Raw genomic sequence first — 16447 nt, 5'->3', positions numbered from 1 at the left:
AGACACTGCATAGCCCAAGGGCCTGACCTCGATTTTGTATCGAGGTCAGGCCCTTGGGCTTTTCGTACACTGACCCCGCTTCAGAGTCTGCCCCGAGTACGAGGGTATGGCACCAGCTTCTCAAGGACTCGCGCTGGCGTAAGTTCTCAAACACTTTGCTTCGGGCTATACTGTGACCCGAAGCATAACCAATATATAGGCCGCACATAGTAGACGGGAGAGCCCACATTAGGTGGGCACCGACGGTGCAACTTCCTCCCCGGAATCTCTCAGGTATCCCAACCGTTTACTACAGGCAGATCTGGAAAGCAGTCGATATCTCGACTCACCGACGGGGCAACCAGGAGACTGGCAAACTCTCAGGTCAGTAACAGAGGGGAGGGGTATGACGGATACAACTATCCACACCCAAGGAGATCCCATGACCATTCACGATCTTTCCAAATCCGCCGTTTACGACCGGTCCAACTTCGCCCAACGGCACCTGGGACCCCGTGAATCAGGGGTTGAGGAAATGTTGGAAGCGCTGGGCTATGACAGCCTGGATGCATTGACCACCGCGGCAGTCCCCGAAAATATTGCCCAGCAAGAACCCTTGGTTCTGCCTGACGCGCTCACCGAGACTCAGACGCAGGCTCGCCTGCGTGAACTGGCCTCCAAAAACACGTTAAAGCGCTCGATGATCGGGCAAGGGTTTTACGATACGATCACCCCGGCGGTCATTCGCCGCAATGTGACAGAAAACCCCGGCTGGTACACCGCCTACACACCGTATCAACCCGAGATCTCGCAGGGCCGTCTTGAAGCCCTGCTGAACTTCCAAACCATGGTCTCGGATCTCACCGGCATGGAAATCGCCAACGCATCGCTGCTCGACGAATCGTCTGCAGCAGCTGAAGCAGTGCTGATGATGCGGCGCGCCAACCGCAAACACGCCAATGACCCAGTGGTCATCGATAAAAACATCTTCCCGCAGACGTTGGCCGTCGTCCTGGGTCACACTCGCCCGCTGGGCATTGAAACCATCTTGGTTGACCTGGCCACCGAAGGCCTGCCCGAAGGCGATATCTGTGGTGTGTTAGTCCAACAGCCAGGCGACGATGGTGCGCTTGCCAATCACCAGAAGGTGTTTGACGAAGCCAAAGAACGCGGCGCGATGATCAGCGTCATCGCCGATCTGTTAGCGCTGACGATGATCACCCCACCGGGTGAACAAGGCGCGGACATTGCTGTCGGCACGACCCAGCGTTTCGGAGTGCCACTATTTTATGGCGGGCCACACGCCGCCTACATGGCGACCCGCGAACGCTACGTCCGTCAGATGCCAGGCCGCCTCGTGGGAGTATCCAAGGACGCCAACGGCCTGCCAGCCTACCGCCTAGCGCTGCAGACACGTGAACAACACATTCGTCGTGAAAAAGCGACGTCGAATATCTGTACCGCGCAGGCACTACTGGCCGTTATGGCCGGTATGTACGGTGTCTACCACGGTCCGGAAGGTGTCACCGAAATCGCCCAGCGCACCCACAGCATGGCGACACGGTTAGCTGCCTCGCTGCGCGATGCCGGCTATGAACTGGCGGCCGAGAATTTCTTCGACACGATTGTCGTCACCGTCAAAGATGTCGACAGCATCATGACTCAAGCCGTTAAAGCTGGATACAACCTGCGTCGTTTTTCTGATAGCCAGGTGGGAATTTCGGCCGATGAGACCACCACCGAAGCAGATATTGAAGCCGTCGCCGAAGTTTTCGGAGCGACCCTCGTCGACTCGGCTGATTCCACGATCCAGCCTGAGCTGGTCCGCGAATCAGCATTCATGACCCACGAAATCTTCAACACAATCCGATCTGAAACCACCATGATGCGGTACTGCCGCCGCCTGGCAGACCGCGACCTGGCACTGGACCGTACGATGATCCCGCTGGGGTCGTGCACGATGAAGCTCAACGCGGCTGCCGAGATGGAGGCCATCACCTGGCCAGAACTGGCTGGTATCCACCCGTATGCGCCAGACGATCAAGCCGCCGGGTGGATCGAGATGATCAAAGACCTCGAATCGAAACTCGAAGCCATCACTGGGTACGCCGCCGTCTCGCTACAGCCAAACGCAGGGTCGGCTGGCGAATACGCCGGGCTGCTGGCGATCCGCCACTACCTGATTGACAAGGGCGAAGAGGACCGTGACATTTGCATCATCCCGGCCTCGGCTCACGGCACGAATGCTGCTTCGGCGGTGCTGGCAGGCTTGCAAGTCATCGTGGTGAAAACCGCTGACGATGGGTCGATTGACTCGACCCATCTCGATGAGGTCCTGGACAAGTACGGTGAACGCATTGCGGCGATCATGGTGACATACCCTTCCACCGCGGGGATCTATGATGCTGACGTCGCTCAGATTTGCGAAAAGATCCACAACGTCGGCGGTCAGGTTTACATTGATGGGGCGAACCTCAACGCGCTGATCGGCCTGGCACAGCCCGGGAAGTTCGGTGGCGATGTCTCCCACCTGAACCTGCACAAAACCTTCTCGATCCCACACGGCGGTGGTGGCCCAGGCGTGGGCCCGGTCTGCGTGGCCGAGCACCTGGTTCCGTATCTGCCAGCCGACCCACGGGTCCAGCTGTCGGACAACGCGACCCCGGTCGCTTCAACCCTGTATGGTTCCGCTGGGGTCTTGCCCATCAGTTGGGCCTACATCACCATGATGGGCGCCGACGCGCTGAAAGAAGCCACGCAGGTTGCCGTGTTGTCGGCAAATTATGTGGCCCACCGCCTCAAGAATCACTACCCGCTGCTCTACACGGGGCTAAATGATCTGGTTGCTCACGAATGCATTCTGGATCTGCGAGAAATCACCAAGAACACCGGCGTCACCGTCGAGGATGTTGCCAAGCGTCTGATGGACTTTGGCTTCCACGCACCAACCATGGCCTTCCCGGTACCCGGCACCCTGATGGTGGAACCCACCGAATCCGAAGACATGGATGAGATGGAGCGTTTCATCACCGCGATGATCACGATTCGCGAAGAAATCACCGACATCGAAAACGGCAAGATTGCCGTCGAAGAATCCGCACTGCGGCATGCGCCACACCCGGTGTCGGATGTGGTCAGCTCTGATTGGGATCGTGCTTACTCGGTTGAACAAGCTGCCTTCCCGGTACCCGAACTGCGAGTGGATAAGTATTTCACCCCGGTATCGCGTATCGACCAGGCCGGCGGCGACCGCAACCTCGTGTGCTCGTGCCCACCACCAGAAGCTTTTGAACTGCAGTAGGAGTCTGACCACATGACACTAAAAACCACACCGTTATTTGCCGCACACGAAAAGCTCGGCGCCACCTTTACCGATTTCAACGGCTGGAATATGCCGCTGAAATACTCCTCGGAAATGACCGAACACAAAGCAGTTCGACAAGCCGTCGGTATCTTTGACCTTTCCCACATGGGTGAAGTCTTTCTCTCCGGCCCCGATGCGGTCAAAGGCCTCAACACCGCACTCGCCGGAGATTTCTCCAAGATGAGCGTGGGCCGGGCGAAGTACACGGTCATGCTCACCGAAGATGGCACCATCCTGGATGACCTGATCGTCTACCGGTTGGGTGAAGACCGCTACCTGATGGTGCCCAACGCCGGCAACGCTCCGGCGGTGGCCGAGGCCGTGGTAGCTCGCACCGAGGGGATGGACCTTACCGTTGACGATGCCACCGCGGACCTATCGCTGGTCGGCATTCAAGGCCCGAAGGCCGCGGATGTCGTAGCCGCCCTTGGGGAGGACTTCGCCGAAGCTGCTGCCTCGCTTACGAACTATCGGGTCACCGAAATCCTGGTCAATGGCAACGACTGGATTGTCGCGCGCACCGGCTACACCGGAGAAGATGGTTTTGAAATCATCACACCCAACGCTGACATCGCCGGTCTGTGGGAGCAGATCTTCAGCCTGGACATTGGCGTGGAGATCACCCCGTGTGGGCTGGCCAGTCGCGACTCGCTGCGTTTGGAAGCCGGCATGCCCCTGTATGGCAACGAGCTGTCAACCGAACGCACGCCATTTGAAGCCGGCATGGGCCGGATTGTCTCCTTTGAGAAACCGGAAAACTTCGTTGGCCGGGCCGCGCTGGAACCGCAACGGGAGCAAACCCCGCAGCAGGTTCTTATCGGACTGACCAGTGATCAACGCCGTGCGGCTCGTAGTGGATCCGAGATCGTGGTAGATGGTCAAACCGTTGGTGTTATCACCTCCGGTATCCCATCGCCCACCCTGTCCAAACCGGTAGCGCTGGGCTACATTGACGCAGCCCACGCGGACGTCGACACCGAAGTCAGCGTTGATATCCGCGGTAAAGCACTTCCGTTTATCATCACCAAACCACCCTTTTACTCTCGCTAACACCAACCAGAAGGACACCTCATGACCGCTGTAAAACCCGGCCTGCGCTACTCCGCCGAACACGAATGGCTCAATGACGAAGACCCCGTCCGTATCGGTATTACCGCATACGCCGCCGATCAACTGGGCGACGTCGTATTTGCCGAACTTCCAGAACCCGGAGACACCGTCACCGCCGGCGAAGTCTGCGGCGAACTAGAATCGACCAAGTCGGTCTCTGAACTGTACTGCCCGGTCACCGGCACCGTGGTCGAAACGAACGAAGACGTCATCCAGAACCCGGAACGTATTAACGAAGACCCATACGGCGCCGGCTGGTTGTTCACCGTAGACGTCACCGAAGAAGGCGAAATCCTCACCCCCGAGCAATACGCCGAACAAACCGGGACTGAAGTAGCGTAAAAATCAGCTGAAATGGCCCGGGAGTGTTCACGGTCTGCGATGAAACGTCGCCGAGCGTGACGATCGGAATAATCGCAGCGGTAAAGCCCTTATTATAGAAACCAACGGCTTTCTTGAAAGGGTAGTATCCAGTGACCGACCACACTTCCGGGCCATCATCTGAACCTGTTACCTCCGCCCACGACCCATTCGGGTTCGTAGGGCTTACGTATGACGACGTCCTGTTACTACCGAACATGACCGACGTCATCCCCGCCGATGCCGACGTCTCGACCCAACTGACCAAACGCATCCGCATCAATACCCCGATCATCTCCGCAGCCATGGACACCGTGACTGAAGCACCCCTGGCTATTGCCATGGCACGGTACGGAGGCATGGGCGTCATTCACCGCAACCTGTCCATCGAAGACCAGGCTTCCGAGATCGACAAGGTCAAACGCAATGAATCGGGCATGGTCACGGACCCGGTAACCATCTCCCCAGACGCTGCCCTTGCCGAATGGGATGAGCTGTGCGGTCGCTATCGGATCTCGGGCCTACCTGTGGTCGATCAAGATGACACTCTGCTGGGCATCATCACCAACCGTGACACCCGGTTTGTGCCTCGCGCCGAGTTTCCGACCACCAAGGTCCACGAAATTATGACCAAGATGCCACTGATCACGGCACCGTTCAATGTCCAACGCGACGAGGTCATGCGCCTGCTCGATGAACACCGCATCGAAAAACTGCCACTGGTTGATGCGAACAACAAACTTGAAGGCCTCATCACGGTCAAAGACTTCGATAAGGCCCAGGAATTCCCCCATGCCGCCAAAGACGCCGAAGGTCGCCTGCTTGTCGGCGGCGCGGTCGGGTTCTTCGGTGACGGCTATGAACGCGCTATGACCCTGATTGATGCCGGCGTGGACGTCCTGGTCGTAGACACCGCCAACGGTCATACGCAAGGCGTGTTGGATATGGTCGCCAAACTCAAAGCCGAATCGGCAGCCAAAGATGTCGACGTGATCGGCGGTCAGGCCGCGACCTATCAGGGCGCGAAAGCTCTCATCGACGCCGGTGTGGACGCCGTGAAAGTCGGCGTTGGTCCCGGTTCGATCTGTACTACCCGTGTGGTCGCCGGTGTCGGTGTCCCACAAATCACCGCGATTTATGAATCGGCCAAAGCCGCGATCCCAGCCGGCGTCCCCATCATTGCCGACGGCGGTCTACAACACTCTGGAGATATCGGCAAAGCCATTGTCGCCGGAGCCAATTCCGTGATGTTGGGCTCCCTGCTGGCCGGAACCGCCGAATCACCCGGTGACCTAGTCTTCTACCAGGGCAAACAGTTTAAAACCTACCGTGGCATGGGCTCGTTAGGTGCAATGCAAACGCGCGACGGGTCGCGCTCATATTCCAAAGACCGCTACTTCCAGGCCGATGTGCCCGAGGATGAAAAGCTCATCCCCGAAGGCATCGAAGGTCAGGTCCCATACCGAGGCCCACTGGGTGCGGTCCTGCACCAGTTGGAAGGTGGCCTGCGCCAGACCATGTTCTACACCGGCTCCCCCGATATTTCGTGCCTGCAACGCGACGGTCGTTTCGTCCGCATCACCGCCGCCGGGTTGAAAGAATCCCACCCGCACGACATCATGATGACGGTTGAAGCACCAAACTACCGAGCCTAGCTAAGCTGGCGGTGGACCGTTTCCACGCCCTTGACCATCCGATCCCGGATAGAAATTGGATAACCGTGACTTACGAAGTTGAAATTGGCCGAGGCAAGCGCGGCAGACACGCGATGCCCCTGGACGCCGTGTCGATCGTGCCAACTCGTCGAACCCGCGACCCCGAAGACGTGTCGCTCGACTGGCAAATTGATGCCTTCAAATTCTCCATGCCCGTCATCGGGGCGCCCATGGACTCGGTCATGTCACCGGCCACCGCCATCCAACTTGGCAAACTTGGCGGCATGGGCGTGCTCAATCTGGAAGGCCTGTGGACTCGCTACGAAGACCCACAGCCGGTCCTTGAGGAAATCGCAGCCTTGGAAGCCAAATCGTTTTCCCCCGAAAACACCGCGCGCCTACAGCAGCTCTACTCGGCACCAATCCAGCCGGAGCTGATCTCGGCACGCCTGGAAGAAATCCGCGCGGCAGGCGTCGTCGTCGCCGGTGCTCTGACGCCGCAGCGCACGCAAGAGTTCTACAAGACCGTGGTAGATGCCGGCGTGGACATGTTCGTCATTCGTGGCACCACCGTCTCGGCCCAGCACGTGTCGGAGACCAAAGAACCACTGGATCTCAAACAGTTCATTTATGAACTCGATGTGCCTGTAATCGTCGGGGGTGTTGCTGGTTACACCCCGGCGCTGCACCTGATGCGCACCGGAGCCGCCGGCGTCCTAGTGGGCTTTGGTGGCGGAGCGTCGTCAACCACGCGTCGTGCTCTGGGCATTCGTGTGCCGATGGCCACCGCGATCTCCGATATCGCCGAAGCGCGCCGCGACTACATGGATGAATCCGGCGGCCGCTACGTTCATGTGATTGCCGACGGCGGGACCGGGAACTCCGGGGACATCGTCAAGGCCCTTGGCATGGGCGCTGACGCCGTGATGCTGGGCACCACCTTAGCCCGCGCCGAAGAAGCCCCAGGCAAGGGCTGGCACTGGGGCCTAGAAGCCGCCCACCCAGATTTCCCACGGGGGGATCGCACCCAGGTGGGCACCGTAGCGCCGATGGAACAACTCCTGCTTGGCCCGTCCAGTCACACCAACGGCACCGCAAACCTCATGGGTGCGCTGCGCCGTGCGATGGCCTCAACGGGCTACACGGAGCTCAAAGACTTCCAAAAAGTCGAAGTTTACATCTCCGAAACCTACACGGGATGATGCCCACTTGCTGAAGACAGCCCTCAAGCCCCGGTGGATCGGCTTCTTGCTCCTCACCCTAGCAGTCGCCTCCATCTTCGTGTTGCTCACCAAATGGCAGTTCGAACAATCCACCTCCGACCAACCCCGGTCTCACACGATCACCGAAACCCCCGTTGCCCTCACCGAGCATTTCCAGCCCGAGGTTCCCATGATGGGGGACCAGGCAGACCAGATGGTGACCTTCACCGGCCACCTCAACCCGCAGCATTCTGTGCAGGTGGGGCCCCGCCTGCGCGACGGCGTGGAAGGGTTCTGGCTGGTCTCCAGCGCGACCGTGCAAGGTGCCCCGGCTGACAATCGGATACCCGTGGTGTGGGGCTGGAGCGAAGAACAAACCGAAGCCAACGGCGAGGAGCTCACCCGGCTGTTTGAAGAGTCCACGGGTATTTCAGCCCAGGACGACATTGAATTCACCGGACGACTCATCCCGGGCGAAGGCCCAACACCGAACACGAACCATTTCATCGAGCCCAAACGCACCCAGATGCTAGCCACCGCAGAGTTAGCTAACCTCTGGGATCAACCGCTCTACGCCGGATATGTGGTTGCCGAAACCTTCGCGGTCAACGGTACCGAACACGTGGTCTCTGGAGCCACAGGGATCGAGGGTGTTGAAACCGCACCGCAGCCCGAAGAATCGCAGGTTGCCTGGCTCAACGTGTTCTACGCAATTGAATGGTTTATCTTTGCGGTGTTCTCCCTGTACTTGTGGTGGCGCTTCGTGCGCGATGACAATCTGAAAGATCAACGCGAAGCCGAACTTGATGAACTATGGGAGCAACACTGGAAAGCCCAAGAGCTTGACCGCCTCCGTGAACAAGCCCGCCAAGAAAAAGCTGCCGCCGAACGAGCCTACCGCGCCTATCACGGTTCTGGCTCCGATGAGCAGAAAGACGAGTAAGACGTTATGACACACAACAAGAACACCCCGCCGGTTGATCCGACCACCCTGCCCGATCCCGAAGACATTACCGAAGCCGACCTCGGGCAGGCTCCGCCGCGCCCGGAAAGCACCAAGAAACGACGGTTCGGTGGGACCCACCGCCAAATCCGCAGCGCCATGGGACTGTATAAATTCACCTCCTGGCTCACCGGTATCTTCCTGTTACTGCTGGTGTTACAAATGATCGTCAAATACGGGTTTCAACGGGAACTGTTTGCCGGCGGTGTGACCGAAGATGGCAACGAATTTGTGCTGGGACTGTTCCACGAACAAGCAGTGGTCGAAGGCATCAATATTTCGTTGCTGGTGCTGATTGTGCACGGCTGGTTATACGTCCTGTATCTGCTGGCGTGTTTCCGGTTGTGGTCAATGATGCGCTGGGGCGGCGTCCGGCTGCTGGCCATGGCCGGTGGCGGTGTTGTACCGTTTCTGTCCTTCTTCGTGGAAAAGAAAGTCAACCACCAAGCCGAAGCTGAGCTGGCGGCCCACCCCGAAGGGGTCCTGAGGTACTAACGTCCGACCTCACCGGAGCCATCGACCGTATCCTTTAGAATGAAAACTGTGATGACTACACCCCAGCATGCTCAAACCCCGGCCCAAGACACTGTAATCGTTGTCGACTATGGCTCCGACGACGCCCAATTACTGGCTCGCCGCATTCGTGAAGCTAAAGTCTATTCCGAAGTCCACTCCTACACGACCGGAGCCGAGGCGATCCTCGCGGCGAAGCCAGCCGCCCTGGTCCTCGCCGTCCGCTCGACGGCGAGCGAAGACCTCCCCGTGATCGATGAACGGCTCCTCACCGCAGGCATCCCCGTGCTCGCCGCCGGTGGGGGGTTCGTTGCCGTGACCAACACTCTCGGTGGCACCGTGGCGCTGGCCCCGACGCACCAGTCAGGCACCGTGCAGGTCACGAATCTTGACGATAACGCCGTATTATTTTCTGGCCAGGACGCTGTCCAAGAGCTCGCAACCAACCACGCCCACCACGTGGTGCAAGCCGCCGAAGGCTTTGTCGTCACAGCGTCGCATGACACCATGCCGGTGGCTGCTGCGGAAAACCCGGAAATGAAGATTTACGGGACTACTTGGAACTTGGCATCCGAAGCGTCCAGCCACGGGCTTGCGACAATCAAGAACTTCTTATTCATTGCCGCCGATTTGACCCCGGACTGGTCAATCGAACACGTCATTGACCAACAAGTAGCCGCCATCCGAGAACAAATCGGCGATAAGCGTGCGATCATCGGCCTATCCGGTGGTGTCGATTCAGCGGTCGCAGCCGCATTAGTCCAGCGTGCCGTCGGCAATCAGCTCACCGCCGTATACGTCAACCACGGGTTGATGCGCAAAAATGAATCCGCCGAGATTCAACGCGCCTTCGGAGATTCCAACGGCGCACAATTGATCATGATCGATGCAGAAGCCGAGTTCCTAGCCGCTCTCGAGGGCGTGTCGGATCCGGAACAAAAACGCAAGATCATCGGTGAGCGATTCATCCGGACTTTCGAACAAGCCGAAGCAGATATTGTTGCTGCATCGGCGAATGATCCTGACGCCACCGAGGTCAAATTCCTCGTCCAAGGCACCATCTATCCCGACGTCATTGAGTCCGGGGATGCTGATGGTTCAAAGGTCATCAAGTCACACCACAATGTTGGGGGACTTCCTGAAGATATCGAATTCAAACTCGTAGAACCCCTACGGCAATTATTCAAAGACGAAGTGCGTGAGGTCGGAACCAAGCTGGGGCTGCCCGATGACATCGTGTGGCGCCAACCGTTCCCCGGTCCTGGATTAGGTATTCGCATCGTTGGGGCCATTACCAAAGAACGGTTGGATCTGCTGCGAGAAGCTGATGCCATTGTGCGCGAGGAACTCAGCGCAAATGGTCTGGATCGTGAGATCTGGCAATCGCCGGTCGTGTTGTTAGCCGATGTTCGCTCCGTGGGTGTCAGTGACGGCGGACGAACCTATGGACACCCGATCGTGTTGCGCCCGGTCCACTCGGAAGACGCGATGACCGCGTCCTTTGCACGTATCCCATATGACCTGCTCGATCACATCTCCCAACGCATTACCTCAGAAGTTGACGGGATAAACCGCGTGGTCTTAGACATCACCGGGAAACCGCCCGGCACCATCGAATGGGAATAAGTAGACGCTTTGGCTCCGATCTGTGGATCGGAGCCAAAGGTGTTAAACCAGCGCGTTTCGGCGATTCCTGTGGTGTGGCAACGCCAAAGTTGTGACCGAAGGTATTAGAGTCGTGTAGGTGCAACCTGTCTCAATCACAGGAAGGATGAGCGTGAGCCGCGAGAAACATGACGTCGAGCTAGACGATGTAGCGCTGTCTGCTGACCAGGTCGACGAACCCATCGATGTGGCGGCAGCCGATTCTGACCGTGAAGTTGAACCGGACGGTGTCAGTGGCAGCAGTGTGTCAGCTGAAGTTGAACCTGACGAAGATCAAGACGCTGTCGATCCGGTCGAGGTAGCCGAACAAGACTTTTCACGCTGGCTGTCTGAGATTGCCACGGGAACCGAAACCGACACGATGCTGCGCTATGCGCCCACAACGTCGAACTCGATTGATATCACCCATTCGCAGCCCAGTGGTCTGACCCAATTTCTGTCCGCCCGACGCACCCGCTTGACCACACTACTGCGGGACCAGCCCGGCATGCAGAACAACATCAATACCGCCGAAGATATTGATACAAAAATTCAGGAGTTGCTGGCTGATCGCGGCATTAATGTCGGCTACCTGGCCGCGGGCTTAGCTACCTGGCGAGTCACCGAAGACGGCATCAACCAACAACTATCCGCACCGGTGTTGTTAGCACCTATCAGGCTATCTGCCCGTCCCAACCGCGACGACTACGATGTCCAAATCATTGGTGCCGCTCGATTGAACCCCGCTCTGGTTCGCTATTTCGCCGATCAATACGGCATCTCGTTGAACCCGCAGCGCCACGAGGAAGCCGCCTATACCACGGCCAAACTTGAGCCGCTTCCCGCACTGGAATTATTGCGTGCCCGGACCACGAAAGTCCGCGGGCTCGTGGTGGAACACAGACTGCTAATCTCGACGTTTGCGGATCTTTCCGATACCGCATCCCGCGAAGTTGTGGACCCTGAGCATCAGGTCATCAGCAAACTTTATGAAGTCGGTGCCGGAACCGAAGATTCCGGGCACATGGACCAAGCCCCGGTTCTGGCTCACGAACCGACACCGTTAGACGACCGCGATCCTGCCGAAGAAATACTCGTCGTTGATCTCGACCGGTCCCAGCAAAAAGCCGTCGATCATATTCTGGCCGGCGAATCACTCGTGGTATCAGCCCCACCTGGTACTGGGCAAACCCAGACCGCGGTGGCCGCTGCAATTGGTCTGGCGGCACAAGGTAAACGCACATTGGTGATTGCAGAAAAAACCTCGACGCTCAACGAATTTTCTAACAGGCTTGCTGATCTGCAACTGGATCCACTCGTCTTAGGTGTCCAAGCCGATACCGGTGCCAAAGAAATTACTGAGCAACTCATTCGCTCACTGCTGTCTGCAGAACGCGCCAAAGAACCCGCAGTGCGCCGTATCCACCAAACCCTGCGAGATGTACGCAGCCAGCTGGTTGACCATACCAACTCGCTTCATGAGGTGCGCGAACGTTGGCAGTGCTCACCCATTCAAGCGATGAATGAACTGGTCACATTGATGAATGCCGATCCTGCACCGGCTACCTCGGTGCGGCTGAAGCGTTCGGTGTTAGATGGCACAGTTGATCGCAAAGAAGTTGCCGAACAGCTTCGCTATGCCGCGGAACTTGGTGCCTTTGATAAGTCTTCAACCGAGTCGCCCTGGTACGGGGCCCGCCTGCGCAACGTTCATGAAGCCGAAGCCGCGCTGGATCTCGCCCAGCAAGTCCACGATGACCTGGGCGACGTCGCTCCACGTCTGGAAAGTGCGACCTCGCACGCCCAATTGACCATGGGTAGCAGCGTCGCGGAATGGACCAAACAGGTCGAGCTACTGCGCGAAGTGCGCGATACGCTCGATAAGTTCACCCCCGATATCTTTGACCGTCCGGTGACTGACCTGATTGCGGCCACCGCGACCGGTGCTTGGCGCAAAGAACATGCCATCGATATGTCAGCCATGACGCGCACCCGGTTGCGCTGGCTGGCTCGCGAATACATCCGTCCGGGTGTGGACGTCCCCAACCTCCATGAAGCGCTCATCAAGGTTCAAGACCAGCTCACCGCGTGGAACCAGTGGACCACGTCGAAGCGCAATCCGGTCATCCCGACCGGGGTGGAAGCGTTGGCTAAGGACACCCACCAACTGTACGAGGATCTCAACCGGTTACAAGACATGCTCGCGCCAGCGCCACGTGAAGCGCAGCATTTGACGCGTCTCGATGCCGGCGACTTGCACGATGTGCTATCGCGACTAGTCGACGATGCCCAAACCTTACACACCTTGCCGGAACGCACGATCGTTATAGACCAGCTGACTGAGCAAGGTTTAGACGAACTGCTTGTGGACTTCCAAGAACGCGGTGTCACCGCAGACCAGGTCACCCTGGAACTTGAAGTTGCCTGGTGGCAGTCAGCCTTGGAGGCGATGGTATCTGCTGATGAGCATCTGGCCGCGACCAACGGGCACCAATTAGCCCGGTTGGAAGAAGAGTTCCGCATCGCTGATACCGCGCATTTGGAATCGGGGCCCTCACGAGTCCGTCACCAGCTGGCCGCGACATGGGAGAAAGCTACCCGCGATTACCCGGACGCTGCCGATTCGTTGCGTCGTCTCTTGCGCACCGGTGCTGCCACCGTTGAAACGGTTCTAGGCATTAATCCCAAGTTGCTCCAACCGCTGGTGCCGATCTTTACGACCTCCCCATTAGCCTTGGCCGATCTGCCCGCCTGGATCACCTTTGACACAGTGCTGATCCTGGATTCCGAAACAATTGGCCTGGCCACCGGTCTGGGCGCAATTTCTCGTGCCGAACAGGTCGTAGCCTTCGGTGACGCCGTCTCCGGCCGACCCGTCGGATTCCACGTTTCCGTGGACCCAACGGCTCGAGCCTCACAACCCCGCCAGGCCGAATCGGTACACGAGGCCCTCAGCCGCGTGCTGCCAGCAGTCCCGCTAAAGATCATGCACCGCGGGGTCAACCAATACCTAGCTCGCACATTGGGCGACCAGCTCTACAACGGTGGTCTTGATCGGGCGCCGACGCCGCAGGAAATTGCGACTAGCTCTCAAACCGGCATCGACGTCGAATACCTTACGGCTCCTGGCAGTCCCGGCATGGGAGATGACGGTGTGGAATCGACCACCGCAGAAGTCACCCGAACCGTGGACGCGGTGTTTGAACACTTCAAACACCGGCCCGAAGAATCCCTTGTAGTGATTGCCGCCAACCAAGCACACGCTCGACGGATTGCAGAATCTATTCGGTACAACCTGCCAAATCACCGGTGGGCTATGAAGTTCTTTAGCACCGAGACCTCACCGAACGGTCAGGGTTTTGTTGTTGCACCGATGGAGCGTGCCCATGGGCTGGTTGCCGATCATGTGATCTTCACTCTGGGGTACGGTCGAACCTCCACCGGCAAAGTCGTGCATCACTTCGGGCCGCTATCCGAACACCACGGCGTGGAATACTACGCGACCGCTTTCACCCGCGCCCGGCGCCAGATCACAGTCTTTACGGCTATTCACCCTCAAGAAATCAACACCGATAATCTCATGTCTGGTGCCAAGCTCTTCTGGGAGCTGCTGATCAACTTACCTGCCACGGTCGGACCACCGGTCAAAGCACCGGAGTCTGAACCGCTGGATCACATCAGCGATGATTTCGTGCAACACCTGGCAACCCGGGGTGCAGCGTATCATTTCGACACCCAAGAATTCACCGACCTCCTGCTGTACACACCACAGCATCACCGGCCGGACTACTACTCCGAAAAGTATCTGCCCGTTGCAGTTTCCTACGACGGTGCGGAACGTTACCACCGCACCCCGGTGCGCACCAGGACCCGGACCGTACCTGCCCAACTGGCGGAGTTCGGTTGGCACAACGATGCGCTATGGGCCATTGATGTCTTTACCGACCCGCTGGGTGTAGCCAACGCGTTCGCCGAAAAACTCCAGCTCCCGGAACACACCGGCTACTCAGTCTATGACGAGCGCGACCAACAGCACTATGGCTAAAAATCAGGATGCTACCGGCGACTCGTCGTCACCTGACGACCAGCCACGGCGAAAGCGGCGGCCACGTCGTGCCACGGTGCCAGGTACCGGTCCGGCCTCAGCCGATGGCCCGGAACCACGCCTTGAAGATGTCCAACCCAAAGCCCCTGCCTCCAAGAAGCCACCGCTGTCATCACGCGACCGCTGGATCCATGACGAAAAACCGCCGCATTACTAAACCCAGTGGAACCCGCTCGCTGCGGTTACCACAGCCTGCACCGGTAAGTCATGATCCTCGATAGGAAACGCCTGGTCGGCTGCCTCAAACAGCTCGTGGTCAAAGAGGGGAGTGATGAGCCACGGCATCCGATCGGTGAGCTGCGGAAGCTTTTCCAAAAACCTATCGTAATAACCGCCGCCTTTACCCAGACGGTAGCCAGCAGTATCCGCGGCTAATGCCGGCACGAACACCACGTCGGCATCTGCGACCTTCTGCGGCCCAAACCGTTCGCCGACGGGTTCTTGAATCGGCCCGTACCTGGATTGTGCCATTTCGACGTCGGGCGTCCAATGCACCCAGGACATCGATCGATCCCCGTGAGATACCGGTACCCACACTTCCACACCGTCGGCGTGGAAAGCATGCATGACCGGATCGGTATCAGGCTCGGTGCCGAACTTGATCGTCATCGTCACCTTACCTGCTGGGCGCTGCGACGGTTCCAGCCTGCGGTACCAGCTGAGTAAGTGATCATTCAACACCGCCGACTGGCGCTGCCGTTCTTGGTCGCCTAATTCCTTGCGGTGGGCAAAAAACTGCTTGCGAAGGGCATCTTTGGAATCCTGAGTCATGATCTCATTGTGACACCCGTCCTCATACAAGCAAACACACCATCCACGCTTCGAGCCCTACAATGGGGCATCATGAGTCGTTTTTCTGCGCTACCTACGATTTGGCCGGTCATTCTTGAACACCAGGACTTGATGCTAGCCCCGCTGCGCTATACCCATCGAAAGCAGTGGTATGAGGTGCGCAGACGCAACCACACCTGGCTGCAACCCTGGGAAGCCACGGACCCGACCGGGACCCAGCAGTCAATGTCCTACCCTGCCATGGTTCGCGCTCACAACCGAGATGGGGCTGCCGGAGTCTCTTATCCATGGACTATTTTCAAACAGTCCGGTTTTGACCAGAAATCACAACTGGTAGGCCAGATGATTGCGGCCCCCGTCTTGTGGGGTTCTATGCGAACAACGACGCTGGGATACTGGGTTGATCAAGCACACGCCGGGCAAAACATTGTGCCAACCGCTGTCGCCTTAGCCAGTGACTACCTGTTAACTCAAGTGGGACTGCACCGTATTGAGATTAATATCGTGCCGGATAATGCTGCCTCACTGCGAGTCGTGGAAAAACTGGGCCTCCGATCAGAAGGCATCAGAAAAGAATATATTCATATCAATGGGACCTGGCGCGATCACGAATCGTTTGCTATAACGCGAGAAGAATTACCGCCAGGAGGGTTGTTATCCCGTTTGACATAACCATTTATCGTAGTCCAACCTGGCAACACACGACCATGAAATCGACCA

General features: G+C 58.1%; 12 protein-coding genes and 1 riboswitch. Of the genes, 11 read left to right on the top strand and 1 reads right to left on the bottom strand.

The genetic code is table 11. The annotated features are described in order from the left end of the window. The first annotated feature begins 204 nt into the window (after positions 1 to 204). A riboswitch (glycine riboswitch) is annotated at positions 205 to 295 on the top strand. A gap of 126 nt (positions 296 to 421) precedes the next feature. The 10 genes from gcvP to FB556_RS12450 all read left to right on the top strand — a co-directional run bounded on the left by gcvP (position 422) and on the right by FB556_RS12450 (position 15092). After that, positions 422 to 3280, top strand: a complete 2859-nt coding sequence (gcvP, locus tag FB556_RS12495) for an aminomethyl-transferring glycine dehydrogenase (protein ID WP_141868220.1) — start codon at positions 422 to 424, stop codon at positions 3278 to 3280. Between the two features lie 12 nt (positions 3281 to 3292). Further along, the gene (gene gcvT, locus FB556_RS12490) at positions 3293 to 4393 is read left to right on the top strand and encodes a glycine cleavage system aminomethyltransferase GcvT (protein WP_141868218.1); all 1101 of its coding nucleotides are present in this window, start codon (positions 3293 to 3295) and stop codon (positions 4391 to 4393) included. 21 nt (positions 4394 to 4414) lie between these two features. Beyond that, the gene (gcvH, locus tag FB556_RS12485; RefSeq protein WP_141868216.1) at positions 4415 to 4795 is read left to right on the top strand and encodes a glycine cleavage system protein GcvH; all 381 of its coding nucleotides are present in this window, start codon (positions 4415 to 4417) and stop codon (positions 4793 to 4795) included. 131 nt (positions 4796 to 4926) lie between these two features. Then, positions 4927 to 6468, top strand: a complete 1542-nt coding sequence (gene guaB / locus FB556_RS12480) for an IMP dehydrogenase (protein ID WP_141868214.1) — start codon at positions 4927 to 4929, stop codon at positions 6466 to 6468. Positions 6469 to 6533: 65 nt separating this feature from the next. Beyond that, positions 6534 to 7670 (top strand): GuaB3 family IMP dehydrogenase-related protein, encoded by a 1137-nt coding sequence (locus tag FB556_RS12475; protein WP_141868212.1) that lies wholly within the window; start codon positions 6534 to 6536, stop codon positions 7668 to 7670. Positions 7671 to 7677: 7 nt separating this feature from the next. Then, complete coding sequence (locus FB556_RS12470; RefSeq protein WP_170200472.1) at positions 7678 to 8613, top strand: SURF1 family protein; 936 nt, start codon at positions 7678 to 7680, stop codon at positions 8611 to 8613. A gap of 6 nt (positions 8614 to 8619) precedes the next feature. Further along, the gene (locus FB556_RS12465; protein WP_141868208.1) at positions 8620 to 9168 is read left to right on the top strand and encodes a DUF3817 domain-containing protein; all 549 of its coding nucleotides are present in this window, start codon (positions 8620 to 8622) and stop codon (positions 9166 to 9168) included. A gap of 51 nt (positions 9169 to 9219) precedes the next feature. Beyond that, positions 9220 to 10812 carry a glutamine-hydrolyzing GMP synthase gene (guaA, locus tag FB556_RS12460; RefSeq protein ID WP_141868206.1) on the top strand — a complete coding sequence of 531 codons (1593 nt, stop codon included), beginning with the start codon at positions 9220 to 9222 and terminating at the stop codon, positions 10810 to 10812. Positions 10813 to 10963: 151 nt separating this feature from the next. Beyond that, the gene (locus FB556_RS12455; RefSeq protein ID WP_170200471.1) at positions 10964 to 14875 is read left to right on the top strand and encodes a DUF4011 domain-containing protein; all 3912 of its coding nucleotides are present in this window, start codon (positions 10964 to 10966) and stop codon (positions 14873 to 14875) included. Beyond that, positions 14868 to 15092 (top strand): hypothetical protein, encoded by a 225-nt coding sequence (locus FB556_RS12450; RefSeq protein WP_141868202.1) that lies wholly within the window; start codon positions 14868 to 14870, stop codon positions 15090 to 15092. Before FB556_RS12455 ends, FB556_RS12450 begins: the two co-directional genes overlap by 8 nt. Here FB556_RS12450 and FB556_RS12445 read toward each other — a convergent pair. Continuing rightward, positions 15089 to 15706 (bottom strand): 5-formyltetrahydrofolate cyclo-ligase, encoded by a 618-nt coding sequence (locus FB556_RS12445; RefSeq protein ID WP_141868200.1) that lies wholly within the window; start codon positions 15704 to 15706, stop codon positions 15089 to 15091. The genes FB556_RS12450 and FB556_RS12445 overlap by 4 nt on opposite strands. A 72-nt stretch (positions 15707 to 15778) precedes the next feature. Between FB556_RS12445 and FB556_RS12440 the strand changes: the two genes are divergently transcribed. Beyond that, positions 15779 to 16399, top strand: a complete 621-nt coding sequence (locus FB556_RS12440; protein ID WP_141868197.1) for a GNAT family N-acetyltransferase — start codon at positions 15779 to 15781, stop codon at positions 16397 to 16399. Positions 16400 to 16447: the final 48 nt, after the last annotated feature.

Origin of the sequence: Enteractinococcus coprophilus, from assembly GCF_006716305.1 — a bacterium.
Lineage (GTDB): Bacteria > Actinomycetota > Actinomycetes > Actinomycetales > Micrococcaceae > Yaniella > Yaniella coprophila.
Note: the sequence above shows the minus strand (reverse complement) of the source record. Positions and strands in the feature narration are given on the sequence as shown.